Annotated in this window: 19 protein-coding genes, 1 tRNA gene and 1 pseudogene; 13 read left to right on the top strand and 8 right to left on the bottom strand. The window is 64.9% G+C overall.

The features are described 5' to 3' along the window. Positions 1-89: 89 nt before the first annotated feature. On the top strand, positions 90-917 hold the full coding sequence (locus ACR64R_RS02590; protein WP_487360136.1) for a L,D-transpeptidase: 828 nt from the start codon (positions 90-92) through the stop codon (positions 915-917). Between the two features lie 182 nt (positions 918-1,099). After that, complete coding sequence (locus tag ACR64R_RS02585) at positions 1,100-1,723, top strand: FMN-binding negative transcriptional regulator (RefSeq protein WP_487360135.1); 624 nt, start codon at positions 1,100-1,102, stop codon at positions 1,721-1,723. A gap of 26 nt (positions 1,724-1,749) precedes the next feature. Here the strand turns inward: ACR64R_RS02585 and ACR64R_RS02580 are convergent, their stop codons facing one another. Beyond that, positions 1,750-3,273, bottom strand: a complete 1,524-nt coding sequence (locus ACR64R_RS02580; protein ID WP_487360134.1) for a helicase HerA-like C-terminal domain-containing protein — start codon at positions 3,271-3,273, stop codon at positions 1,750-1,752. A 249-nt stretch (positions 3,274-3,522) separates the two neighbouring features. Here ACR64R_RS02580 and ACR64R_RS02575 point away from each other — a divergent pair, with 249 nt between their 5' ends. The 3 genes from ACR64R_RS02575 to ACR64R_RS02565 all read left to right on the top strand — a co-directional run bounded on the left by ACR64R_RS02575 (position 3,523) and on the right by ACR64R_RS02565 (position 7,351). Continuing rightward, entirely contained in the window at positions 3,523-4,965 is a 1,443-nt protein-coding gene (locus tag ACR64R_RS02575; protein WP_487360133.1) for a methylmalonyl-CoA mutase subunit beta, read from the top strand. Beyond that, positions 4,962-7,085 (top strand): methylmalonyl-CoA mutase, encoded by a 2,124-nt coding sequence (scpA, locus tag ACR64R_RS02570; RefSeq protein ID WP_487360132.1) that lies wholly within the window; start codon positions 4,962-4,964, stop codon positions 7,083-7,085. Before ACR64R_RS02575 ends, scpA begins: the two co-directional genes overlap by 4 nt. A gap of 80 nt (positions 7,086-7,165) precedes the next feature. Then, a complete protein-coding gene (locus ACR64R_RS02565) occupies positions 7,166-7,351 on the top strand; it encodes an AbrB/MazE/SpoVT family DNA-binding domain-containing protein (protein WP_487360131.1) in 186 nt (61 codons plus the stop codon). Here ACR64R_RS02565 and greA read toward each other — a convergent pair. Then, positions 7,348-7,830, bottom strand: a complete 483-nt coding sequence (gene greA, locus ACR64R_RS02560; RefSeq protein WP_487360130.1) for a transcription elongation factor GreA — start codon at positions 7,828-7,830, stop codon at positions 7,348-7,350. The genes ACR64R_RS02565 and greA overlap by 4 nt on opposite strands. Positions 7,831-7,936: 106 nt before the next feature. Between greA and ACR64R_RS02555 the strand changes: the two genes are divergently transcribed. Next, a complete protein-coding gene (locus tag ACR64R_RS02555) occupies positions 7,937-9,313 on the top strand; it encodes a TIGR03808 family TAT-translocated repetitive protein (RefSeq protein WP_487360129.1) in 1,377 nt (458 codons plus the stop codon). Here ACR64R_RS02555 and ACR64R_RS02550 read toward each other — a convergent pair. From ACR64R_RS02550 to ACR64R_RS02540, 3 genes are all read right to left on the bottom strand, one after another. Continuing rightward, positions 9,310-10,122 (bottom strand): class I SAM-dependent methyltransferase, encoded by an 813-nt coding sequence (locus ACR64R_RS02550; RefSeq protein ID WP_487360128.1) that lies wholly within the window; start codon positions 10,120-10,122, stop codon positions 9,310-9,312. The genes ACR64R_RS02555 and ACR64R_RS02550 overlap by 4 nt on opposite strands. A 98-nt stretch (positions 10,123-10,220) precedes the next feature. Further along, the gene (locus ACR64R_RS02545) at positions 10,221-11,225 is read right to left on the bottom strand and encodes an asparaginase (RefSeq protein WP_487360127.1); all 1,005 of its coding nucleotides are present in this window, start codon (positions 11,223-11,225) and stop codon (positions 10,221-10,223) included. A gap of 52 nt (positions 11,226-11,277) precedes the next feature. Beyond that, entirely contained in the window at positions 11,278-12,444 is a 1,167-nt protein-coding gene (locus ACR64R_RS02540; protein ID WP_487360126.1) for an acetyl-CoA acetyltransferase, read from the bottom strand. Between the two features lie 188 nt (positions 12,445-12,632). Between ACR64R_RS02540 and betI the strand changes: the two genes are divergently transcribed. From betI to ACR64R_RS02510, 6 genes are all read left to right on the top strand, one after another. Further along, positions 12,633-13,223, top strand: coding sequence for a choline-binding transcriptional repressor BetI (gene betI, locus ACR64R_RS02535; protein ID WP_487360125.1), 591 nt, complete (start codon positions 12,633-12,635; stop codon positions 13,221-13,223). Next, entirely contained in the window at positions 13,220-14,749 is a 1,530-nt protein-coding gene (gene betC / locus ACR64R_RS02530) for a choline-sulfatase (protein WP_487360124.1), read from the top strand. The genes betI and betC overlap by 4 nt, the downstream gene beginning before the upstream one ends. After that, complete coding sequence (locus ACR64R_RS02525; protein WP_487360123.1) at positions 14,746-15,756, top strand: threonine/serine dehydratase family protein; 1,011 nt, start codon at positions 14,746-14,748, stop codon at positions 15,754-15,756. Before betC ends, ACR64R_RS02525 begins: the two co-directional genes overlap by 4 nt. Positions 15,757-15,759: 3 nt before the next feature. Then, positions 15,760-17,412 carry a choline dehydrogenase gene (betA, locus tag ACR64R_RS02520; protein WP_487360122.1) on the top strand — a complete coding sequence of 551 codons (1,653 nt, stop codon included), beginning with the start codon at positions 15,760-15,762 and terminating at the stop codon, positions 17,410-17,412. Between the two features lie 54 nt (positions 17,413-17,466). After that, positions 17,467-18,930, top strand: a complete 1,464-nt coding sequence (betB, locus tag ACR64R_RS02515; RefSeq protein WP_487360121.1) for a betaine-aldehyde dehydrogenase — start codon at positions 17,467-17,469, stop codon at positions 18,928-18,930. A 73-nt stretch (positions 18,931-19,003) separates the two neighbouring features. Further along, positions 19,004-19,699 carry a YoaK family protein gene (locus tag ACR64R_RS02510; RefSeq protein ID WP_487360120.1) on the top strand — a complete coding sequence of 232 codons (696 nt, stop codon included), beginning with the start codon at positions 19,004-19,006 and terminating at the stop codon, positions 19,697-19,699. 36 nt (positions 19,700-19,735) lie between these two features. Here ACR64R_RS02510 and ACR64R_RS02505 read toward each other — a convergent pair. After that, positions 19,736-21,974: pseudogene (locus ACR64R_RS02505) on the bottom strand (AGE family epimerase/isomerase). Positions 21,975-22,176: 202 nt separating this feature from the next. Here ACR64R_RS02505 and ACR64R_RS02500 point away from each other — a divergent pair. Next, positions 22,177-22,253, top strand: a tRNA-Pro gene (locus ACR64R_RS02500). A 145-nt stretch (positions 22,254-22,398) separates the two neighbouring features. On the opposite strand, the gene ACR64R_RS02495 is transcribed toward ACR64R_RS02500, so the two are convergent. Continuing rightward, a complete protein-coding gene (locus ACR64R_RS02495; RefSeq protein WP_487360119.1) occupies positions 22,399-23,061 on the bottom strand; it encodes a YceI family protein in 663 nt (220 codons plus the stop codon). Positions 23,062-23,102: 41 nt separating this feature from the next. Continuing rightward, positions 23,103-23,948, bottom strand: coding sequence for an arylamine N-acetyltransferase family protein (locus tag ACR64R_RS02490; RefSeq protein ID WP_487360118.1), 846 nt, complete (start codon positions 23,946-23,948; stop codon positions 23,103-23,105). Positions 23,949-24,053 lie beyond the last annotated feature (105 nt).

Here is a 24,053-nt window from a genome sequence, read left to right as displayed (position 1 = left end):
AACCGCCTATCGCGGCCAACTGTTATGCAAGCGCCGCCGTGCCCGCGCATTCATGTTTTCTTGCGAATTAAGACCTAGAAAAGGCAACCATGTCAGACGCTTCCTTCCGTATCAGCCGCCGTGGCTTCCTCAATTTCACAGCCCTTGGCGCTGCTTCGGCCGCCGTGTCCGCCTGCACCACGACCAGCGATCAAGGCCCCGCGCCCATCCAGACGCCACCGCCTCAGGCGCCTGTCGAAGCGCCGCTTGGCGACTACGCGACGATGTACGGCGCGATGTCCGACAATGGCTTCGACCTGCCGGCCATTCCGGTGAACAAGATCGATCACAAATTCCTGCGCCAGATCGTGCCCGATCCGACGGGCCAGCGCCCAGGCACCATCGTCGTCGATACCACCGGCCATTTCCTCTATCTGGTGCGTGAGGGCGGCCAGGCGATACGCTACGGCGTCGGCCTGGGCCGCGCCGGCTTCGAATGGTCGGGCGACGCGAAGGTGCAGTGGAAGCAGAAATGGCCAAAATGGACGCCGCCGGACGAGATGGTGGCGCGCCAGCCGGAACTGACGCAGTACAGCGCCAAGAATGGCGGCATGCCCGGTGGTCTGAAGAATCCGCTCGGTGCGCGCGCTCTCTACCTCTTCCAGGGCACCCAGGACACGCTCTACCGCCTGCACGGTTCGCCCGAATGGTGGTCGATCGGCAAGTCGGTGTCTTCGGGCTGCGTACGCCTGATCAACCAGGACATTATCGACCTTTACGACCGCGTGCCCACGAAGACCCCGGTCATCGTGACGGCCAATATCGGCGCGCCTGAAGAGAACATGCCGGAGCGCAAGGCCATTCCGATCGACAACGGCGTGCCGACGGGTTCGATCCTGCTCGGCCCGGTAAAGAAGCTCACCAACGAGATGTTCTGAGCCCGGGCTTCGGGTCAGCGGTGCTTGGCCGATGTAGCCAGCACCGCAACCGGTCTGCGGTGATAATCCATCATCCCGGCAACCGCATCGGCATGCCATGGCGCTGGACCACACAAAACTTTCAGCGCCGGATGTTCTAAGCTGGCAAGGCTTCAGGCATTTTATGCGCAAGGAGTTTTGCCATGTACACACCGCCCGCCTTTCGCGACGACGATAAGAAAAGCCTCACGGCCACAATCCGCGCCGCTCGGCTGGCAATTCTGGTCACCGCCACGACGGAAGGCCCGCTGGCGACGCCTTTGCCGCTTTTGCTCGACGAAAACGAGGGCGAGCATGGCGTGATCTACGGCCATGTCGCCAAGGCAAACCCGCAGTGGCGCGTGCCGCCGCTGGGCGATGGCCTTGCGATGTTCATGGGGCCGGACGCCTATGTGACGCCGGCCTGGTATCAGACCAAGCAGGAAACCGGCAAGGTCGTCCCGACGTGGAACTATGTCGCCGTCCACGCCCATGGGCCGATCGAATTCTTCGAGGATGCCGACAGGCTGCTCGAGGTCGTGACCCGTCTGACCAACCTGCATGAAGGCGAGCGTGTCTTGCCCTGGGCCGTGTCGGATGCGCCGGCGGATTTCATCCAGTCGCAGTTGAAGGGTATCGTCGGCCTGCGCATGCCGATCACGAAGCTCGAAGGCAAGCGCAAGATGAGCCAGAACCGCAACGCCGCCGATCGTGCCGGTGTCGTGGCTGGCCTCTCATCGAGCGACCGGCCCTCAGACCGCGAGGTCGCGCCGCTCATTCCGTTGTGACACGCCAAGGGGTCGCCTGACGTCCTTCACCGCCCCCGGGTGAGACTCCCCAGGATGCCGCGCACGATGGCGCGGCCGACGGAGGAGCCGACCGAGCGCACCACCGACTTGATGGCGGCTTCCGTGACGGTCTGACGGTTGGAAGGCCGCCGATTGCCTGTTCCCGAGGCATCGTCGAAGCCCGGAATGGTCCAGCGTGAGCCGCCGCTGTTTTCCTGCTTTGCCTGCGCCTGCGCGTCCTGTGCTTCCTTGGCCCTCTTCTGCAGCATCTCGAAGGCCGATTCGCGGTCGACGAGCTGATCGTACTGACCAGCGACCGGGCTCTCGGCGACGATCCTGCGACGCTCGTCCGCGGTGATCGGCCCGAGCCGCGAGCATGGCGGCCGGATCAGCGTGCGCTGGACCATGGCCGGCACGCCCTTGTCTTCCAGCATCGACACCAGCGCCTCGCCGGTGGCGAGTTGGGTGATCGCGGTGGCGCAGTCGAAATCGGGGTTGGGCCTGAATGTCTCGGCGGCCGTCCGCACAGCCTGCTGCTCGCGCGGCGTATAGGCGCGCAGCGCGTGCTGGACGCGGTTGCCGAGTTGGGCCAACACCTTTTCCGGGATATCGAGCGGGTTCTGCGTGACGAAATAGACGCCGACGCCCTTGGAACGGATCAGCCGCACAACCTGCTCGACGCGGTCGATCAGGACTTTCGGCGCGTCCTCGAACAAAAGATGCGCCTCGTCGAAGAAGAAGACCAGCTTCGGCCGGTCGAGATCGCCCACCTCGGGCAGTTCCTCGAACAGCTCCGACATCAGCCAGAGCAGGAAGGTGGCGTAAAGCCTCGGATTCATCATCAGTTTGTCGGCGGCCAAGACGCTGATCGCGCCGCGGCCATCGCGCGTGGTGCGCATCAGATCGGCGATACGCAGCGCCGGCTCGCCGAAGAAGTTCGCGGCACCCTGCCCTTCCAGCACCAGGAGCGTGCGCTGGATGGCGCCGACGGAAGGTTTCGTGACGTTGCCGTAGCGGGCGCTGAGCTCGTCGGCTCGCTCCGCGATGTTGACGAGCAGCGCTTGCAGGTCCTTCAGATCGAGCAGAAGCAGGCCTTCCTCGTCGGCGATGCGGAAGGCGATGTTCATGACGCCTTCCTGCGCCTCGGTGAGGTTCATGAGCCGCGACAGAAGCAGCGGCCCCATCTCCGAAACGGTGGCGCGAATCGGATGACCCTGCTCGCCGAACAGATCCCAGAAGATGACCGGGAACTCCTGGAACTGGTAGGGATCAAGCTTTACTTCTCGGGCGCGCTTGACCAGGAAATCCTTGGCCTCGCCCATCATCGATATGCCGGCCAGGTCGCCCTTGATGTCGGCGCAGAAGACCGGCACGCCGGCATTCGAGAAGCCCTCCGCCAGGATCTGCAGGCTGACCGTCTTGCCGGTGCCCGTGGCGCCTGTGACGAGGCCGTGGCGATTGCCATAGCGCAGCAGCAGCTCTTCCGCGCGCTGATAGGAATCGTCGGGCTTGCGGCTGGCGCCAATGAAGATGCTGGTGTCGTCAGCCATATGGTCTCCGCAATCTGTTTCCGTACAAAGGCCTCACTCGAGGTATAGTAACGCAGGCAGCATGCGGCAATGGCCCGTGTCGGGTTTGCGCGATTTCGAATCTGGCCTTTGGCGCTTGCGGATTTTGCCCATGTTTGGCAATCGGTTAGGCGGCCGCGAGAGAACCCGGCCGGATGGTGCATTGTGATATACGGTTCCCGACCTTAGATTGGCTGGACCGGCCGATGCGGCTGAGAAGCGAGGAGAGCGATGGGCGCCGGCGCCTTGACCAGGGATGTCGACCTTCCGAACCCGGATGCCAAGCGTTGGCAGGCGCTGGTGGAAAAGGCGCTTGCCGGCGGTTCGTTCGAGGAAAAGCTCGTCTCGCACACGGATGACGGCATCCGCATCGAGCCGCTCAGCCAGCGCTCGACGACCGCCGAGCCACTGCCGCGCGCAAATCCCACGGCGCCCTGGATCGTCAGCCAGCGCATCGACGACCCGGACGTCGCGCGGGCCAGCGCGCAAGCGCTGGAGGACATCGCCCAGGGCGCGACAGGACTTTCGCTCGTCTTCGAGGGCGCGCCGAACGCCTTCGGCTATGGCCTGCCGCGCACCGCGGAGGCGCTGGAGGCCGTGCTCGACGGCGTACCGCTCAACCGCGTGCAGGTGCGCATCGACGCGCATCCCTGGAGCCGCGCCGTGGCCGACTGGCTGCTCGCTTTCCTGAGCCGGCGCCGCTCCGATCCGACCAAGCTCAATCTTTCCTTCGGCATCGACCCGGCGGCTATCTTCGCCGGAACTGGTCGGCTGCGCACCTCGATCGAGGCGCTGCAGGAATCGATGCCGCAGTCGCTGGCGCATTTCTTCTCGATGGGCGTGCCGGGCGTGCTGCTGGAGGCCGACGGCCGCGTCTTCCACAATGCCGGCGCCACGGAGGCGCAGGAGCTCGGCACGATGATGGCCTCCGTCGTGTCCTATCTGAGGATGTTCGAGAAGGCGCGCCAGCCACTCATTTACGCAGCACCCCATATCGGCTTCGCGCTGAGCGTCGACCAGGACCAGTTCCTGTCGATGGCCAAGGTGCGGGCGTTGCGCAAGCTCTGGGCGCGCATCCAGGAGGCCTGCTCGATCCCGGCCTCGACCGCCAGCGTCCACGCAGAGACGTCCTATCGCATGATGACGATGGCCGACCCGGAGACCAATATCCTGCGCACCGCGATCGCGGGCTTCGCGGCGGCGGCCGGCGGCGCCGATTCGATCTCGATACTGCCGCACACGATCGCGCATGGTCTGCCGGCCGGTTTCGCCCGTCGCGTCGCCCGCAACGCCCAGTTGATCATGGCCGAGGAGAGCCATCTCGGCTATGTCGCCGACCCCGCCAGCGGCTCGGGGGCGGTCGAAGCCTTGACTGACGATCTTTGCGCCGCGGCCTGGGAGGAATTCCAGCGCATCGAAGCCGAGGGCGGCGTGCTCGCCAGCCTGCAGCGGGGCTATATCCAGAACCGAGTGCGGACGGCCGCCGCCGAGCGCAACGCGGCCTATCGGTCGGGGGAGCGAGGCATCGTCGGCACCACGCTCTATCGCGCGCCGAACGAGCGGCCGGTCGAGACGCTGCCCCAGGAGCGGGGCCCGGCCCTGACCGAAGGCGTTGCGACTTGCGAGCCGCTGTTTGCCGCGCGCATCGACCAGTCGATCGGAGCCGGATCATGATTCCGGATTTCAGCCAGATCGGCTGGTCGGCGCCGCGCCGCGCGCCAATCGAGATCAAAGGCCAGCGGATGACGCCGGAAGGCATCGCCGTCAAACACCTCTACGCGCAGAGCGACCTCAAGGGGATCGCCAATCTCGACACCTATCCGGGCATGCCGCCTTTCGTGCGCGGCCCCTACCCCACCATGTATGTCCAGCAGCCGTGGACTATTCGGCAATATGCCGGCTTCTCGACGGCGGAGGAATCCAACGCCTTCTACCGGCGCAACCTCGCTGCCGGCCAGAAGGGCCTGTCGGTCGCCTTCGACCTCGCCACGCACCGCGGCTATGACAGCGACCACCCACGCGTCGCCGGGGATGTCGGCATGGCAGGCGTGGCGATCGATTCCATCCTCGACATGCGGCAGTTGTTCGACGGCATTCCGCTGAACGAGATGACGGTGTCGATGACGATGAACGGCGCGGTGCTGCCGATCATGGCGCTGTATATCGTGGCGGCGGAGGAACAGGGCGTCGCCCAGAAGGATCTCGCCGGGACCATCCAGAACGACATCCTGAAGGAGTTCATGGTCCGCAACACCTACATTTATCCGCCGAAGCCTTCGATGCGGATCGTGTCGGACATCTTCGCCTATACCTCCAGACATATGCCGAAGTTCAACTCGATCTCGATCTCCGGCTACCACATGCAGGAAGCCGGCGCGACGGCCGATCTGGAGCTTGCCTACACGATCGCCGACGGTATTGAATATGCGCGCGCCGGCGTCGCGGGGGGCCTCGACATCGACCGCTTCGCGCCGCGCCTCTCCTTCTTCTGGGCGATCGGCATGAACTTCTTCATGGAGGTCGCCAAGCTCAGGGCCGCGCGACTTCTGTGGTCGAGCCTGATGAAGAAGAATTTCGCGCCGAAGGACGAGCGCTCGCTGTCACTGCGCACCCATTGCCAGACGTCAGGCTGGTCGCTGACGGCGCAGGACCCCTACAACAACATCACCCGCACGATGATCGAGGCGATGGCGGCGACGCAGGGGCATACCCAGTCGCTGCACACCAATTCCTTCGACGAGGCGATGGCGCTGCCGACGGATCACTCGGCGCGGATCGCGCGCAACACGCAGCTCATCCTGCAGAAGGAATCCGGCACCACGCGCATGATCGATCCGTGGGGCGGCTCGGCCTATGTCGAGCGGCTGACGCACGATCTGGCGGCGCGCGCGCTCGCCCATATCGAAGAAGTCGAGAGCCTCGGCGGCATGGCGGCGGCGATCGAGAAGGGCATCCCGAAGTTGCGCATCGAGGAAGCGGCCGCGCGCACCCAGGCGCGCATCGATTCCGGCGAGCAGATTCTGGTCGGCGTCAACGCGCACCGCCCGCAGACGGATATCGAAGTCGATGTGCTGAAGATCGACAATGCCGAGGTGAAGGCCAGGCAGTTGGCCAAACTGCAGCGATTGAAGGGTACGCGGGACGTGGCGGCCCTGGAAGATGCGCTGGCGACGCTTACCCGCGCGGCCGAGGGCGACGAGAACCTGCTCGAATTCGCGATCCGCGCCGCGCGCGCCAATGCCACGGTCGGTGAGATTTCGCTGGCGCTGGAAAAGGTATTCGGCCGCCACACGGCGGCGGTGCAGACGATCTCGGGCGTCTATCGCGATGCGCTCGGCGACAATCCGGCGCTTGAGCGGTTGCAGAAGAAGATCGAGGCGTTCGAGAAGAAATCCGGCGCAAAGCCGCGCATCCTGGTCGCCAAGATGGGTCAGGACGGCCATGATCGCGGCCAGAAGGTGATCGCCAGCGCCTTTGCCGATCTCGGCTTCGACGTCACCGTCGGACCGATGTTCCAGACGCCGGACGAGATCGCGAAGCTGGCGGTGCGGCACGACGTCGACATCGTCGGCGCTTCTTCGCTGGCGGCCGGCCATCTGACGCTGATCCCGGAACTCAAGGAAGCGCTGAAGAAGCTCGGCCATCCCGACATGCTGATCGTCGCCGGCGGCGTCATCCCGCCTCAGGACTACGACGCCGTGCTGGCCGCAGGCGCGGCGGAGATCTTCCCGCCGGGAACCGTCATTCCGGAAGCGGCGAACCGGCTGATGGACCGATTGCTAGGCGATCGGTGAGGCTCTTGCCGATTTGCCTGAAGGGTTGTTCGATGGCAATCGACACAACCAGGACGCGATGATGTCTAAGACAATCATCCATGCGCGAGATGCTCGACAGCTTGAATCTTCAAGTTGGCGATGAGTTCCAGATCATTGAAACCGACGATGGCCTCCCAAGGCCAGTCCGACACGACAACCACGAACGGCAAATGAACGCCGCTCGCTTTGTCACGGATAAATACGAAGCTGAGCTACGGAAGCTTGCTGCGTTGGCTAGCGGTTAGCTCTCGGCCTTGTCCGAGAGCTTGACGATTTCCCATTCTTTCCCGTTGACGGTGACGACCTCGCCGACCTTCTTGCCGAACAGGGCCACGGCCATTGGCGAGACATGGGAAATGCTGCCCTTCGACGGCTCGGCCTCGTCCTCGCCGACGATGCGCCAATGCACCTTCTTGCCGTCGTCGCCTTCCAGCGTGACGCCCATGCCGAAGCGGACCACGTCGCTGCCGGGCTCCGGCACAGAAAGCTCCGCATTCTCGCGCCGCGCGGTCCAGTAGCGCAGGTCGCGGGAAACCACCGCGATGCGCTCGCGGTCGCCTTTCCTCTCGGCCCTGGCCAGCGCGTCGCGCAGGTCGGCCAGATTGTCCTCGATCATCGCCAGGCCACGCTCCGTCACCAGGTTGCGGTGCGTGCTGATCGGCCGCTCGCCGACGCCGGCAATGGCGTTTTCGCTGTCTTCTTCGCGGGTGAAAGCTCTGCTCATGCGATGAACTTAGGCTTGGCGAGGCGACTGCACAAGCGATTTGCCGATGAGGCAACCCTGGCACGATTCCTGCGACATGCATGGGGAAATGCCAGGACCTGTGCCGATGTTGAACAGACGAATGCTGCTTGCCCGGACCGCCGGCCTCGCCGTCGCCGGCGCCTTCGCCGGCAAGGCATCGGCAAAGGCGCTGCCGGGCATCGAGATGGCCGCGATGCGCGGCTCGATCAACGCGACCGAGATCGGCGTGCAGCCCGGCGCGGTCGACGACCAGAGCAAGGCATTCGCCAAGATGCTTGCCGAGGCCAGCGACCGCGACGCGCCAATCTTCCTGCCGCCCGGCACCTATCTCGTCTCGAACCTGAGGCTGCCGGCCCGCACGCGCCTGTCGGGCGTGCCCGGCGCGACGCGGATCGTCTATGGCGGCAACGGTCATCTGATGATGGCCGAACAGGCCGAGCATATCGAGCTGAGCGGCCTGGTATTTGACGGCAGCAATCGCTGGCTGGCCGACTACACGCAAGGGCTGCTCGACCTGCGCCGCGTCGCCCATCTCGTCATCGACAATTGCCAGGTCACGGGCAGCGGCAAGAACGGGTTGGCGCTGGAGCATGCCGTCGGCCGTGTCGTCCGCTCCGATATTTCGGGCGCCGCCGATGCCGGCATCTATTCGGTCGAGGCCGGCGGGCTGGAGATTTCCGGCAACACCGTATCCGACTGCGCCAATGGCGGCATCCTGGTGCATCGCTGGCAGGCGGCGGAGGACGGCACGATCGTCAGCGGCAACCGCGTCCAGCGCATCGGCGCAAGAAGCGGCGGCACCGGCCAGAACGGAAATGGAATCAACGCCTTCCGCGCCGGCAATGTCATCATATCGGGCAATGTCGTCTCCGACTGCGCCTTCACCGCGATCCGCGCCAATAGCGCCACCAATCTCCAGATCACCGGCAACACCTGCTCGCGCTCGGGCGAGACGGGGATCTATTCGGAATTCTCCTTCGAAGGCGCGATCCTCAGCAACAATCTCGTCGACGGCGCCGCCAACGGCATCTCGATCGTCAATTTCAACGAAGGCGGCCGCATGGCGGTCTGCTCGAACAACATCGTCCGCAACCTCTCGACCACCGGCCCGTACACCGCGGACCCGCCCGGCTTCGGCGTCGGCATCAGCGCCGAGGCCGACACGACCGTCTCCGGCAATGTCGTCGAGAACGCGCCGCTCTACGGCATGCAGCTCGGCTGGGGGCCTTACCTGCGCAATGTCGTGGCGACCGGCAATGTCATCCGCAAGGCCGGCACCGGCATCGTCGTATCCGTCGTCGAAGGTTCCGGCACCGCGGTCATCTCGGACAACGTCATCGACGGCACGCAGAACGGCGCCATCATTGGCCAGCGCTGGGCCGATCCGGTGACCGGGGACCTTTCCCAGTCGACCGATACCGGCTACGCGCATCTCACTGTCGAGCGTAACAAGGTGAGCTAGACCGAGGCCACGATGATGTGGGCCTGGATCTTGGCGGCAATTTCGCCACGGCCGTGCCTGTCGGCGATCGCGGCTTCGGCGTAATCGGTCGCTGACGCCAATCGCCCCGGTTCGCGCGCCTCGATCTCGTTGCGTAGCAGGGTGCCCTGACAATAGGCCACTGCCGGAACGCGCGGCGAGGATGCACGGCTCTGCTTGGCTATGGTATCGATCGTCACACCGGAGAAGCCGGCAGCCTCCAGATCGGTGCGGATCAGCGCCTTGTCGTGGTAGCCGTGCGGCGTGCGCGCCAGGAAGCGCGGCGGATCGTGCGGAAAAATCCTGGCCAGGGCATTCGTCACGTCATCGGCAAATATGTTCTCCTCGATGCGATCCCAGACACTGAAGAGGAAATGCCCGCCGGATTTCAAGACCCGCCTTGCCTCGCGATAGGCGGCGACGCGGTCGGGAAAGAACATCGCGCCGAATTGACAGCAGACGATGTCGAACGCCGCATCCTCGAAAGGCAGCTTCAAGGCATCCGCCTGGCGCCATGCGATGCGGCTGTCGGGCCCCTGGCGCGAAGCCGCATAATCGAGCATCGGCTGGTTGAGGTCGGTCACGATATAAGTAGCGTCAGAAGCGAGTTTTGGCGCCAGCGCGCGAGTGACGGCTCCGGTGCCAGCGGCAGTCTCCAGAACGGCCAATGGCGCGAAGGAAGCCGCCCGCCGTGCGGTCTCCTCGGCATAGGCTTCGAAAATCAGCGGCACCATATGGCGATCGTAATTTTCCGGGATCGACCCGGCAAACACCTTGTCCGCTTCCAGCATGGTCAGCCCGCGCCGTCCCGTTTGATAGGGAGGAAGCTAGCACATAATTTTCGTATTGGGCTCATCCGCGCGGGATATGCACGCCGGTAAAGTCGGCGCTAGTTGAGCGCCGCCGTCGGCCGCAACGAGCCGACCTTGGCGCCGACGCGACTTTCGACTGCGGGACGGGCGAGTTCGGCGAGCTTTGCCGCAAGCGCATCATCGCCGCGCAGCAGCTTTGCCAACACTGCGGCAATCATCACCTCCGCCGCCCTGCCGGCGCCGTCATCGCATTTCAAGGCGATGCCCAGGCCAAGTTCGGGCAATGCCGCGCAATAGACGCCCTCGGCGCCGGTCTTGACGAAGATCCTGCCCGGTGCTGCCTGCATCAGCGCGACATCGGCCTTGCCGGTGCCGGCGACGAGGAACGGCTCGGCCATGCAGGCCGAAATCAACCGCTTCGCCGCCCTGGCGCGCTCGGGCGAAAAGCCCCTGCCTGTCGCCATGCGGGCAAAGCCCCGCGCGAAGCTCTTCAACGGCACGGCATAGGTAGGGATCGAGCAGCCGTCGGTGCCGCAATGGTCGACGTCATGCACGGCTCCGGTCACGGATTGCATCGCATCACGCACCATTTCCTGCAGCGCATGGCCCGCCTTGACGTAGCCGCCATGGGCGATGCCTGAGTGGACGCAAGTGCAGAGGAAGCCGGAATGCTTGCCGGAGCAGTTGTTGTGCAGGGCATTCGGCACGCCACCGGCGCGGGCGAGCGCGATAGTTGCGTCATGGCTCGAGGGCCAATGCGCGCCGCATTCCAGTGCCGTCCCGTCGAGGCCAGCCTTTGCCAGCATCGCCTTTGCCAGTTCGACATGGACCGGCTCGCCCGAATGCGAAGCGCAGGCCAGCGCCAGTTCGCGGTCGCCGAAGCCATAGGCGTCGGCGGCGCCCGATTCGACCAGCGGCAATGCCTGTATTGCCTTCACTGCGGAGCGCGGGAACACCGGGCGCTCCGTATCGCCGATCTCCCAGACGGCCTTGCCGTCGGCGTCGAAGACCGAAACCGCACCGCGGTGCCAGCTTTCGACCACGGAACCACGCGTGACTTCGACCAGAACCGGGTTTGCCATGTTGCCTCCCGCACCGGCGCCCAGGGGAGCGCCGCTTGAACGCGGGCTGCTTCTATCTGATCCGGTCGAGAATGGAAACGTAGTTGGCGACCGCCGCGCCACCCATGTTGAAGATGCCGCCGAGCTTCGCGCCCGGCACCTGGATCCCGCCAGCCTCGCCGGCCAGTTGCATGGCGGTGAGCACATGCATCGACACGCCGGTGGCGCCGATCGGGTGGCCCTTGGCCTTGAGGCCGCCGGACGGATTGACCGGCAGGCGGCCGTCCTTGGCCGTCGTGCCGTCCAGCGCCAGTTTCGCGCCCTCGCCGGGCTTGGCCAGGCCCATCGCCTCATATTCGATCAGTTCGGCGATGGTGAAGCAGTCATGCGTCTCGACGAAGGAAAGGTCGTCGAGCGTGACGCCGGCGTTCTTCAGCGCCTGGTTCCAGGCGTGCTCGCAGCCCTCGAAGGCGAGGATGTCGCGCTTCGACATCGGCAGGAAGTCCTGGACATGCTCATTGGCGCGGAAGGCGACGGCGCGGCGCATCTTCAGCGCGGTCGCGGTGTCGGTGAGAACGAGCGCTGCCGCGCCATCCGAGACCAGCGAGCAATCGGTGCGCTTCAGCGGCCCGGCGACGAACGGGTTCTTCTCGCTTTCCTGGCGGCAGAACTCATAGCCGAAATCCTTGCGCATCTGCGCATAGGGATTGTCGACGCCGTTCTTGTGGTTCTTGGCGGCGATCATCGCCAGCGCGTCCGATTGGTCGCCGTAGCGCTGGAAATAGGCCTGGGCGATCTTGCCGAAGACGCCGGCAAAGCCCGCCGGCGTGTCGCCATCTTCCGGCAGGTAGGAGGCCTTGAGCAGGTTCTTGCCGATTTCGGGACCGGGCGTCGTCGTCATCTGCTCGGCGCCGACCACCAGCACGATGCGGGCGGCGTTGGCGTCGATGGCGCGGATGCCTTGCCTAACCGCCGCCGAACCGGTGGCGCAGGCATTCTCGACGCGCGTCGCCGGCTTGAAACGCAACCGGTCGTCGGCCTGCAGAACCAGGCTGGCGGTGAAATCCTGAGGCGAGAAGCCGGCGTTGAAATGGCCGAGTACGATCTCGTCGACATCGTCCGGGCCGATGCCGGCATGGTCGAGCGCCTCGACGGCGACCTTGGTGATCAGGCCCTCCAGCGTTTCGCCTTCGAGCTTGCCGAAGCGCGAATGCGCCCAGCCGACGATGCATGCGGTCATGGCAGCCTCCATTTGCGCCGCAACCTAACACGGTCGCGCGCGGCACGTCATTCAATATTGTTCAACAATGAACCGTTTTCCAGACCTTGGTATGGGCCAGAGCCACACGATCGGTTGATCTCGACGCCAATTTTTTATTGATTGACGCGTCAATAAAAAATAACCTCCTGGCGAAACCGGATCCCCAAATGCCAAAGATCGGAATGGAGCCAGTGCGCCGCAAGGCGCTGATCGACGCGACGATCTCAGCGATCGGCGAGCGCGGATCGCTGGACGTGACGATGTCGGAGATCGCCGGCCGGGCGGGCGTGTCCTCGGCGCTGGCGCATCACTATTTCGGCGCCAAGGACGAGTTGCTGTTCGCAACGATGCGTCACATCCTCGCCGAGCTCAACACCGACACAAGGCGCGCGCTCGGCCTTGCCATGACACCTCGCGAGCGCGTCTCGGCCGTCGTCGCGGTCAGCTTCTCCGACGGCCAGTTCCAGCCTCAGATCATCGCGGCCTGGCTTGCCTTCTATGTCGAGGCGCAGAAATCTTCCGAGCTGCGGCGGCTGCTGCGCATCTATGCGCGGCGGCTGCATACGAACCTGATGAGTGGGCTGACCGGCATCCTGCCTCGGACCGAGGCCGACCGTGTGGCGGAAGCGACCGCGGCGCTGATCGACGGGCTCTACATCCGCCGCGCACTGAAGGACGGCGTGCCCGATGCGCAGACCGCGATCGCGCTCGTCGAGGACTATCTCGAAACCAAGCTCAATGGACGGAGCCTGCCTTGACTACCCGACGACCCAATTTCCTGATCGTCATGGTCGATCAGCTCAACGGCACGTTCTTCCAGGATGGGCCGGCCGATTTCCTGCATGCGCCGAATCTTAAGGCGCTTGCCGCGCGCTCGGCTCGCTTCGCCAATAACTATACCGCCTCGCCGCTCTGCGCCCCGGGCCGCGCCTCGTTCATGAGCGGGCAACTGCCGTCGCGCACCCAGGTCTATGACAACGCCGCCGAGTTCGCCTCCTCGATCCCGACCTATGCGCACCATCTGCGCAGCGCCGGCTACCACACCGTGCTCTCGGGCAAGATGCATTTCGTCGGCCCCGACCAGCTGCACGGTTTCGAGGAGCGGCTGACTACCGACATCTATCCAGCCGATTTCGGCTGGACGCCGGACTATCGCAGGCCCGGCGAGCGCATCGACTGGTGGTACCACAATCTGGGTTCGGTCACCGGCGCCGGCGTCGCCGAGATCACCAACCAGATGGAATATGACGACGAGGTCGCTTTCCACGCCACGCAAAAGCTGTATGAATTCGCGCGCGCGTCTGACGATGCCGACCGGCGCCCCTGGTGCCTGACCGTCTCCTTCACCCATCCCCACGATCCCTATGTCGCGCGGCGCAAATACTGGGACCTCTACGAGGATTGCCCGGCTCTGGAGCCGGACGTGGGTTTCATACCCTACGACAGCCAGGACCCGCATTCGAAGCGGCTCTACAAGGCATCCGACTACGACAGTTTCGACATCACGCCGGAGCAGGTCCGCCGGTCGCGGCGCGGCTATTTCGCCAACATCTCCTATCTAGACGACAAGGTGGGCGACTTGCTGTCGGTGCTGGAACGCACCCGCATGCTGGACGACACGATCGTGATGTTCTGCTCCGACCACGGCGACATGCTGGGCGAGCGCGGCCTTTGGTTCAAGATGTGCTTCTATGAAGGCGCGGCGCGGGTGCCTTTGATGATGGCCGGCAAGGGCATAGAAGCCGGACTGATCAAGACGCCTGTCTCCAATCTCGATGTGGCGCCGACGCTCTGCGACCTCGCCGGCATCGACATGAGCGGGATCGCGCCTTGGACGGACGGCCAGTCGCTGCGACCGCTTGCCGGCGGCAAGGAGCGCTCGGCGCCGGTACTGATGGAATATGCGGCCGAAGGCTCCTACGCGCCGATGGTGGCGATCCGCGAGGGCAAATACAAATTCGTCCATTGCGAGCTCGATCCTCCGCAGCTCTTCGACCTCGAGGCCGACCCGCGCGAGCTCACCAACCTTGCCGCCGATCCGATGCATGCGGACCTGGTCTCGGTGTTCATGGAGAAGGTCCGCGCGCGCTGGGACATGGCCGGTTTCGACGCCGCCGTCCGCGAAAGCCAGGCTCGCCGCTGGGTCGTGTACCCCGCGCTGCGCAACGGCGCCTACTACCCATGGGAGTTCCAACCGCTGCAGAAGGCTTCGGAACGCTACATGCGCAATCACATGAACCTCGACAATCTCGAAGAGAGCAAACGGTATCCGAGAGGCGAATGATGGCCGACATTCTCGTCCCTACGCTTGATCACCTGAAGCAGGCCTATGCCGTCACCTCGACCGCCACTCAGGTGACGCCGCTGCTGGAGTCTGCGGCTTTGGCCAAGGAGACGGGGGCCGCGCGCGTCTTCGTCAAGCCGGAGTCGCTGCAATGGGCCGGCTCCTTCAAGGTGCGCGGCGCCTATTGGCGACTGAGCCGGCTTTCGCCGGATGAAGCGAAAAAAGGGGTGGTGGCGTATTCCTCCGGCAATTTCGCGCAGGGGCTGGCGGCGGCCGGCCAGGCGCTGGGCATTCCGGTCACCATCGTCATGCCGATCGATGCGCCCGCCGCCAAGCGCGACGCGACGGCCGGCTACGGCGCGCGAGTGGTGCTGACCGATCATGGCGACCGCGCGCGCGAGGAGGTCGCCGCCGCCAAGGCGCGCGAGATCGCCGAGACAGAGCACCTCACCCTGCTCCATCCCTTCGACGATCCGGAGATCGTCGCGGGCCAGGCCGGCGCCGGGTTGGAGGCGCTCGACCAGTTGGCGGCGAAGAAGGCTCACGCCGACCTGGTGTTTTGCTCGGTCGGTGGCGGCGGGCTGATCGGCGGCATATCGCTCGCCTTCCACTATGTATCGCCCAAGACCGAAATCATCGCCGTCGAACCGGAGGGCTTCAACGGCATGGGTTCTTCACTCGCGCATGGCGCGATCGAGACCATGCCGATCGGTCCGAAATCGATCTGCGACGGGCTGATGGCGCGCAAGCCCGGCGACGCGCCCTTCGCGGCGGTGAGTGCTGCCGGCGTGCGCGGCGTTACCGTCGACGATGCCTCGGTGCGGCAGGCGATGAAGATCGCCTTCGAGCGGATGAAGCTGGTGCTGGAGCCTTCGGGCGCGGCATCGCTGGCGGCGCTGCTCGGCGGCAAGGTGGATGTGGCGGGCAAGACCGTCCTCGTGGTGGCAACCGGCGGCAATGTCTCGCTCGCCGATTTCATCTCGCATATGAACGATGGGCGCATATGAACAATGCTTGAAGCGGATTTCGTCATCATCGGCTCCGGCTCCGCCGGTTCGGCCATGGCCTACCGGCTGTCGGAAGACGGCAAGCACTCGGTGATCGTCATCGAGTTCGGCGGCACCGATATGGGGCCGCTGATCCAGATGCCGTCGGCGCTGTCGATCCCGCTCAACATGAGCCTTTACGATTGGGGTTTCGCGAGCGAACCCGAGCCGCATCTCGGCGGCCGCGTGCTGGCCACGCCGCGCGGCAAGGTGATCGGCGGCTCGTCCTCGATCAATGGCATGGTCTATGTGCGCGGACATGCGCATGACTTCGACCACTGGGCCGACCAAGGCGCCGCCGGCTGGGCCTTCGCCGACGTGCTCCCCTATTTCAAGCGCATGGAGGATTCCGACGGCGGTGAGGACGGTTGGCGCGGTCACGGCGGGCCGCTCCACGTGCAGCGCGGCACGCGGAAGAATCCGCTCTACGGCGCCTTCGTCGAGGCAGGCCGCCAAGCCGGTTTCGAGCTCACCGACGACTATAACGGCTCGAAGCAGGAAGGCTTTGCGCCGATGGAGCAGACGATCCTCGGCGGCCGCCGCTGGTCGGCGGCGAACGCCTATCTGAGGCCAGCTCTCAAACGCAAGAATGTGAGTCTGGTCAAAGGCTTCGCCCGACGCGTGGTGATCGAGAATCAACGCGCCGTCGGCGTCGAGATCGAAGCTGACAAACAGATTCAGGTCGTTAAGGCGCGGCGTGAGGTGATCGTCGCGGCATCGTCGATCAATTCGCCGAAGATCCTGATGCTGTCCGGTATCGGCCCGGGCGCGCATCTGCAAGAGAACGGTATAAAGGTGATCGCCGATCGGCCGGGCGTCGGCGCCAATCTGCAGGACCACCTGGAACTCTACATCCAGCAGGAATCGACCAAGCCGATCACGCTGAACTCCGTGCTCAATCCTTTCTCCAAGGCGTTGATCGGCGCGCAGTGGCTGTTCTTCAAGACCGGCCTCGGCGCCACCAACCATTTCGAGGCGGCGGCCTTCGTGCGCTCGCGGGCCGGCGTCGACTATCCCGATATCCAGTATCACTTCATCCCGGCGGCGGTGCGCTATGACGGCAAGTCGGCGGCGAAGTCGCATGGCTTCCAGGCGCATGTCGGCCCCATGCGCTCGAAGTCGCGCGGCTCGGTGACGCTGCGCTCGCCCGATCCGAAGGCGAAGCCGGTGATCCGCTTCAACTACATGTCGCATCCCGACGACTGGAGCGAGTTCCGCCACTGCATCCGGCTGACGCGCGAGATTTTCGGCCAGAAGGCCTTCGACGGGTTCCGCGGCAAGGAGATTTCGCCGGGCAGCCATGTGCAGTCGGATGACGAGCTCGACGCCTTCATCCGCGACCATGCTGAGAGCGCCTACCATCCCTGCGGCACGTGCCGGATGGGCCGCGCCGACGACCTGACCAGCGTCGTCGATCCGCAATGCCGAGTGATCGGGGTCGAGGGCCTGCGCGTCGCCGACTCCTCGATCTTCCCGCGGGTGACCAACGGCAATCTCAACGCGCCCTCGATCATGACCGGCGAAAAGGCCTCGGACCATATCCTCGGCCGCACGCCGCTGGCGCCCTCCAACCAGGAACCCTGGATCAATCCGCGCTGGCAGGTGGCGGACCGATAGGGCATTGTCGGGCGGGCGCCCTCCCCGCCCTGCGACCATGAATGGAGAAAAGCCATGCGCGCCCAGCCGACGGCATCGCACTATGTCAACGGCCGCTACATCGAGGATGAGGGCGGCACTCCGCTGCCGGTGGTCTATCCGGCGACCGGCGAGACCATCGCGAAGCTGCATTCGGCCACGCCGAACGTGCTGGAGCTGGCGATCGAGGCGGCCCGCGCCGCGCAGCCGGCCTGGGCGCGGCTGAAGCCAGTGGAGCGCGGGCGCATCCTGCGCCGGGCGGCCGACATCCTGCGGGCGCGCAATGCCGATCTCGCCCGCATCGAGACGCTGGACACGGGCAAGGCGATCCAGGAGACGCTGGTGGCGGACGCGCCGTCGGCCGCCGACTGCCTGGAATATTTCGCCGGAGCGGTCGCCGCCTTCAACGGCGAGATGATCGATCTCGGCGGACCCTTCGCCTACACGCGGCGTGAGCCGCTTGGCGTCTGTGTCGGCATCGGCGCCTGGAACTATCCGATCCAGATCGCCGGCTGGAAATCGGCTCCGGCCTTGGCGATGGGCAACGCCATGGTGTTCAAACCGTCGGAGAACACGCCGCTCTCGGCCCTGGCGCTGGCCGAGATCTACTCAGAGGCGGGCCTGCCCGACGGGCTGTTCAACGTCGTGCAGGGCTATGGCGATGTCGGCGCCGGCCTCGTCGGGCACGATGTCGTGGCCAAGGTCTCGGTGACCGGCTCGGTGCCGACCGGCCGCAAGGTGATGTCGCTCGCCGGCTCCAAGATGAAGCACGCGACGATGGAGCTCGGCGGCAAGTCGCCGCTCATCGTCTTCGATGACGCCGATCTCGATAACGCCATCGGCGGCGCCATGCTCGGCAACTTCTACTCCACGGGCCAGATCTGCTCCAACGGCACGCGGGTCTTCGTGCAGAAGGGCCTGCATGACCGTTTCGTCGCGCGGCTCATAGAGCGCGCCAAGAAGATCCGCATCGGCGACCCTCTCGATCCGGACACGCAGATGGGGCCGCTGATCAACAGGCTGCAGCAGGAGAAGGTCGTCTCCTATATCGAAGCCGGCAAGCAGGACGGCGCGAGGCTCGCCTGCGGCGGCAGCGTGCCGTCGCTGCAGGGTTTCGAGGGCGGCTTCTTCATCGAGCCGACCGTGTTCACCGGCGTGACCGACACCATGCGCATCGCGCGCGAGGAGATTTTCGGGCCGGTGATGAGCGTCTTGAAATTCGACAGCGAGGACGAGGTGATCGAGCGCGCCAACGACACCGAGTTCGGGCTGGCGGCCGGCGTTTTCACGCGCGACCTGCCGCGCGCGCATCGGGTGATCGCCGAACTGCAGGCCGGCACCTGCTGGATAAACGCCTACAATCTGACGCCCGTGGAAATGCCCTTCGGCGGCGTCAAGCAATCCGGCATCGGCCGCGAGAATTCGCTTGCCGCGCTGGCGCATTATTCGCAACTCAAGGCGGTCTATGTCGAGATGGGAGACGTGGCGGCGCCTTATTGATGTTGGAATCCGCTCCGGCATCGCGCTGTTCTCCTTGCCCCGGTTTGCGGCGACGAAGGTAAAGGAGACTAAGATGGCGGGCGAAGCCAGGGACAAGCGAACCGCCGTGCTGCCGCTGCTGCTGGGCTTCAACGGCGGCTATGTCGATACAATGGGTTTCCTGGCGCTACAGGGGCTGTTTACCGCGCATGTCACCGGCAATTTCGTGACGCTCGGCGCTTCCCTGGCGCTCGGCACGTCGGGAGCGCTGTCGAAACTGCTCGCGTTGCCGGTTTTCTGCGTGGTGATCGTCCTCAGCCGGTTGTTGTCGCATGCGTTAAGAAGCGGACGGTTGCCGGTTTTCCGCTCGTTGCTGACGATTAAGCTCATATTGCTGACAGCAGCCGCCGCCTTGGTGGTTCGACTGGGACCGTTCCCGGATGGCGACCATTGGGCCGCCATCGTCACGGGGATGACATTGGTCTCGGCCATGGCCGTGCAGAACGCGGCGCATCGCGTTCATCTCGCCAGCCTGCCGCCTTCGACGCTGATGACGGGCACCACGACCCAGATCATGCTCGACCTGGCCGACCTGATCCACGGCTCGTCCGCCGAAGACATAGCCGCATCGCGGTCGCGCCTCGCGCGGATGTCGGGCATGGTGGCCGTCTTCGCCCTCGGGTGCGGAACCGCCGCGCTGCTCCATGTACAGATCGGCGTCTGGTCGTTCGCGGCGCCGCCGGTCGTCGCGATGCTATCGCTGCTCATCCGCGAGAGTGCGTCGCCATGATCTGACGACGCCCGGTCTGGCCATGCCAGTACCGCCTCACCCCTTCCCCGCCGTCCCGTCCAGATACTGTGTCAGCGCATAGACCAGATGGTAGAAGATGCTTGCAGGCACCTCGCTCGCAAGCGAGCGGCCGCGCTCGTCGATGCGGTCGATCCAGAGGCCGAGCGGCGCCGGATCGATGTGCCAGCGAAACAGGCGGCCGACGCGCGCCTCGATCTCAGGCTTGAGGTCCGGCCCGCCCGACCCATCGAGCGCGATGGCCGCCTTGATCGCCTCGGCCTGCGGCCAGCCGCGAGAGACCGTGTCCAGCGGCAGCCCCTGGCGCGAGACGGCGCCATAGGCGAGGCCGGTGGCGCGGTTGAGGCCGTTGGCGATGGCCGAGGCATAGAGCTTGCGGGCAAAGCCGGTGAGTTCGCTCTGGCCGCTGCGCGCGGCGAAATCGACCAGCAGCGAGGCCCATTCGAAGTGATGGCCAGGCTCCGTCCAGTTCCCCTTCTCACCGGGCGCCGGCTTCCAGCCATCATCGAAATATTCGCCAAGCGTCCAGCTTTCCGCGTCGAAGAAATGACTGCGGAAAAGGTCGATGATGCGCGCGGCGCGGCGCAGATAGGCACGCTCGCCGGTCGCCTGATGCCAGGCCAGAAAAGCCTCCAGAAAGTGCATATGCGGATTCGAACGCCGCTCGCCGGCGCCGTCGGAGGTTTCCAGAAAGCCGGTCATGCGGGCATCTTCCAGATGCGCGTCGAGGAAGGCAAACGTCTCCTCGCCGAGCCGCAACGCGTCGGGATGGCCCGACATATGGGCGTGGGCGAGCGCCAGGAGTACGCAGGAATGATCGTATGCGTCCTCGACCGGATCGGCGACCGAGCCGTCGATGTTGAGCGTTCGCACCCAGCCGCCGCGCCCTGTGCGACCCTGGCCGGCCATGAAGTCGATGCCATGGGCGATCAGCCTGTCGGCGGGGCCGTCCCAGCCGCGCTCCTTGGCAACCGCGAAGGCATAGACCTGCCGCGCCTGCGTGCGCATTCGCTTGGGTTTCATCAAGGGCGTGGCGTCGAAGCCGAGGGCCTCATGGAAGCCGCCATGGCGCTCGTCGACACCGACCGTCGACCACAGCGGCAGCGTCTCCTCGAACAGCCAATGGCGCACGCGCCGCCGCCAGGCGCCGCTCTCGATGACGCGGTCATGCGCCGGAGTGAACCTCGTCTCCAGCCGGCCGGATTTCTCCAGTTGCTCGACGATCTTCTTGACGTGCTGGCTGTGGCTGACCGGCGCGACGAAGGTGGCGTCTGGCGTCGAAACGATAGCGACATCTTTCATGCCGATCGCCGAAAGCAGGCGGCCTTCGCCGCGAATATAGGAGTTCTCGCAATCGATGGCGACGACATCGCCGAGAATGACGTTGCCGTCCTTGTCGGACGGGCCGACATCGAGCAGCGACTGCCAGGATACCGAGGTCGCTCCAGCGGAAGCCGGCCGGCACCATGGCGATGCCCTGCGCACGCTCCATGATGGCGTAGTCGATCGAGGTCGAGGGGATGGCCGCGTAAAGCTCCATCGGCATATAAAGGCCCGAAAGATCGCTGGTTGCCGCCTTGTAGGCAGCCTCCGTCGCCTCCCAGATCCGTGGCTCGAAGGCGGCGAAGGCATCGCGCATGGCGCCGGCGCGGAACAGGAAGATGCCGGTGTTCCAGTAGAAATTGCCGGCCTCGACATAGGTCTGCGCGGTGGCGAGATCGGGCTTCTCGACGAAGCGCGAGACATCGAACACACCGTCCCTGTCCGCTCCGACCTCGATATAGCCATAGCCGGTCTCGGGCTGCGTCGGCTTAAGGCCGAACACCACGAGCCGGCCGGCATTCGCCGCGGCCGCGCCGGCCTCTATACTTTGCCAGAACTGACCAGACGTCGAAATCTCGTGATCAGACGGCACCACCAGCACAAGTTCATCGCCATATTCGGAGAGCGTGCGCAGGCTGGCAAGCGCCACCGCGGCAGCGGTGTTGCGACCCGTGGGCTCGAACAGCGGTCCGCCGCCCCCGAGATCGACACCGGCAAGATCGGCATGGACGCGATCGGCATGACGTTCGGAGGCGATCAGGAAGATGGGCGTCTCGCCCTGCGGCCGCGCCGCCAACCGGCGCAAGGTTTTTGCCAGCATCGAGCCGTCGCCGGAAAGATCGTGGAACTGCTTGGGATTGTCCTCGCGCGACAGCGGCCACAGCCGCGAACCGACGCCGCCACTCATGACGAAACTGACAATGCGCTGAGGCAAGATTCGGAACTCCAGGCGGCCGGGCGACCCGTTCTAGCGGGGTCATGGTTGATCACACAAGGCTGGAAGTCGCCTTTGGCGAACCGCCGCGATCAGCCGCCGTCCCGACCGGGGCGACGAAAGCCGCCGAAATGCGACAGAAGTGCTGCCATTGCCGCTTGCAGGATCGAGAGGCGGCGGCTATAAGCCCGCCGTCTGGTCACGGAGTGTAGCGCAGTCTGGTAGCGCACCTCGTTCGGGACGAGGGGGTCGCAGGTTCAAATCCTGCCACTCCGACCAGCCGGAAGTTTCCCGAAAATTCCCCGGATTTCCCTTGTGGCGCAATGGCTTGCGCCGTTTCGGCGATTGAACCATCGCCGGAGCGTGAGGCGCGCCTCACGCCCCATGTGGGGCTTTTGCCGTTCCCATGACATTCACGCGGCCTTCAATCGAAGTTCTTGATCGGGTGATCGTCGAATGTGCCCCTTCCTCGCGGATCACGGGAACTGGTAGTCGGCAGGGACCATCTGCGTTTCGATGGCCAGGTCACTTCGTCGCCGAGTTCGGGAATCGCGAAGTCCAGTCCCCACTCACTGCGCCGGATGCTGCCGGTCGCCGAGAAGCCGATCTTGGGAACACCCATCATCGGATGCTCGGCCATCGAGCCGTTGAACGTGACGTCGAGGGTTACGGGATGCGTCTCGCCGCGAAAGGTCAGGAGTCCGTCGACCGTGCCGATCTTCTCGCCCGTGACGCGGATCGTCTTGGAAACGAAGGTGATCGGCTTGGCGGCCAGGAACGTCTCGTCGCCGCCGATCTCGGCGTCGAAGTCGACCTTTTCCGGCCAGGGGTAATCGGTGCGGACCGAGAGCGGATCGATCGTAACCGACAGCGTGGATGCCTCCGGCTTTTCGGGCTTCCAGTCGAGCCGCGCATCAACCTTGGTGAAGCGCGCGGTGTAGTGGGACAGGCCGGAGTGGTTGAACGACCAGTTGAAGCTCGAATGCGAGGGGTCGGTCTTGTAAGCGCCGCCGGGCGCCGGATCACTGGCAACGGCGAAGGTCGTGCTCAATGCCAGACCGATCGAGAGTACAGCTAGACGAAGCATGGGTGTTTCCTTGAATGCTTGATATGAAAGGGGAAGCCGGTTCAGGCGGCCTTGTCGCGACCAATGGCCTGGATCTTTTCCCAGACGCTTCCGGACTGGGGAACGTCGAGGTCGAAAACGGCGGCTAACGTGTCGGCGAGATGGTCGGCGCTCGTGATGCGCTGCTCGCTGAAGCTGTTCGCGGTCACCCGGCGAAAAACATCGTTCTGCAGGGCAACATAGCCGTCCGCCGTGTGCCGCAGGACCGCGAGCGCATTGGTGAACGGCGAACCGGGATCCTGCATCAGCCAGCCATGCGTCGCGGCCATGGCGGCCTCGTCACTGTGATCGGGCCGGAAATCGAAGCTCTTCGCGATACCGCGCGCATGATTGTTGAAGCGCAGCCAGCCGCCGTCGGCCGGCATTATCGAGAAGTCGAAACCGCGCTGGCTGATCGGCCCGACGGCAAGCGGCACCGGCTCGAAGATGGCGTCGGCGACGCCGACTTCCGCGAGATAGGGGCGATCGAGATCGACCCGCAGGGTCAAGTGGTTGCCGATGGCGATGTCGCCGAGTGTTTCCCGGTTAACACCGCCGCAAAGGCGCATTACCCGGAAGCCTAGCGCTGCCAGCGCCGCGCCGAAGAGGCCGTTCATCTCGTAGCACCAGCCGCCGCGCTTGCCTTCCACCATCTTGGAGAAGGCGGATGCCGTGGTGATCGATGACGGCCATCCCATGAAGGCATCCAGCGCCTCCCAGGTGAAGGTCATGAGGTGGGCGCGGTGCAGTTTCGACAGGCTGTGGATGTCGACAGAGGCCGGCCGCTCCACGCCCATCCTTGCGAGATAGGCGTCCAGTTGGGCCGCTGTCATAGCTGTTCCGTTTTCGTTCGAAGGCGCGTGCGTCATCCCTCAGTCTCCTTTCGATGGACCGTTGTTGAGTTTCTCGATGCTGTGTTTCAAAGCGGCTTGCCGCGAGCCTTGCGTCTTGCGGCGGCAGGCACGCTTGAGCGG

It is taken from the genome of Mesorhizobium sp. MC2-1-1 (assembly GCF_057597255.1).
This window is presented reverse-complemented; position numbering and strand designations above follow the sequence as displayed.

Bases quoted from the DNA above. Each gene is read 5' to 3' on its own strand.
- ACR64R_RS02590 (WP_487360136.1), top strand. From the start codon at position 90: ATGTCAGACGCTTCCTTCCGTATCAGCCGCCGTGGCTTCCTCAATTTC.
- ACR64R_RS02585 (WP_487360135.1), top strand. From the start codon at position 1,100: ATGTACACACCGCCCGCCTTTCGCGACGACGATAAGAAAAGCCTCACG.
- ACR64R_RS02580 (WP_487360134.1), bottom strand. From the start codon at position 3,273: ATGGCTGACGACACCAGCATCTTCATTGGCGCCAGCCGCAAGCCCGAC.
- ACR64R_RS02575 (WP_487360133.1), top strand. From the start codon at position 3,523: ATGGGCGCCGGCGCCTTGACCAGGGATGTCGACCTTCCGAACCCGGAT.
- scpA (WP_487360132.1), top strand. From the start codon at position 4,962: ATGATTCCGGATTTCAGCCAGATCGGCTGGTCGGCGCCGCGCCGCGCG.
- ACR64R_RS02565 (WP_487360131.1), top strand. From the start codon at position 7,166: ATGCGCGAGATGCTCGACAGCTTGAATCTTCAAGTTGGCGATGAGTTC.
- greA (WP_487360130.1), bottom strand. From the start codon at position 7,830: ATGAGCAGAGCTTTCACCCGCGAAGAAGACAGCGAAAACGCCATTGCC.
- ACR64R_RS02555 (WP_487360129.1), top strand. From the start codon at position 7,937: ATGTTGAACAGACGAATGCTGCTTGCCCGGACCGCCGGCCTCGCCGTC.
- ACR64R_RS02550 (WP_487360128.1), bottom strand. From the start codon at position 10,122: ATGCTGGAAGCGGACAAGGTGTTTGCCGGGTCGATCCCGGAAAATTAC.
- ACR64R_RS02545 (WP_487360127.1), bottom strand. From the start codon at position 11,225: ATGGCAAACCCGGTTCTGGTCGAAGTCACGCGTGGTTCCGTGGTCGAA.
- ACR64R_RS02540 (WP_487360126.1), bottom strand. From the start codon at position 12,444: ATGACCGCATGCATCGTCGGCTGGGCGCATTCGCGCTTCGGCAAGCTC.
- betI (WP_487360125.1), top strand. From the start codon at position 12,633: ATGCCAAAGATCGGAATGGAGCCAGTGCGCCGCAAGGCGCTGATCGAC.
- ACR64R_RS02525 (WP_487360123.1), top strand. From the start codon at position 14,746: ATGATGGCCGACATTCTCGTCCCTACGCTTGATCACCTGAAGCAGGCC.
- betA (WP_487360122.1), top strand. From the start codon at position 15,760: ATGCTTGAAGCGGATTTCGTCATCATCGGCTCCGGCTCCGCCGGTTCG.
- betB (WP_487360121.1), top strand. From the start codon at position 17,467: ATGCGCGCCCAGCCGACGGCATCGCACTATGTCAACGGCCGCTACATC.
- ACR64R_RS02510 (WP_487360120.1), top strand. From the start codon at position 19,004: ATGGCGGGCGAAGCCAGGGACAAGCGAACCGCCGTGCTGCCGCTGCTG.
- ACR64R_RS02495 (WP_487360119.1), bottom strand. From the start codon at position 23,061: ATGCTTCGTCTAGCTGTACTCTCGATCGGTCTGGCATTGAGCACGACC.
- ACR64R_RS02490 (WP_487360118.1), bottom strand. From the start codon at position 23,948: ATGACGCACGCGCCTTCGAACGAAAACGGAACAGCTATGACAGCGGCC.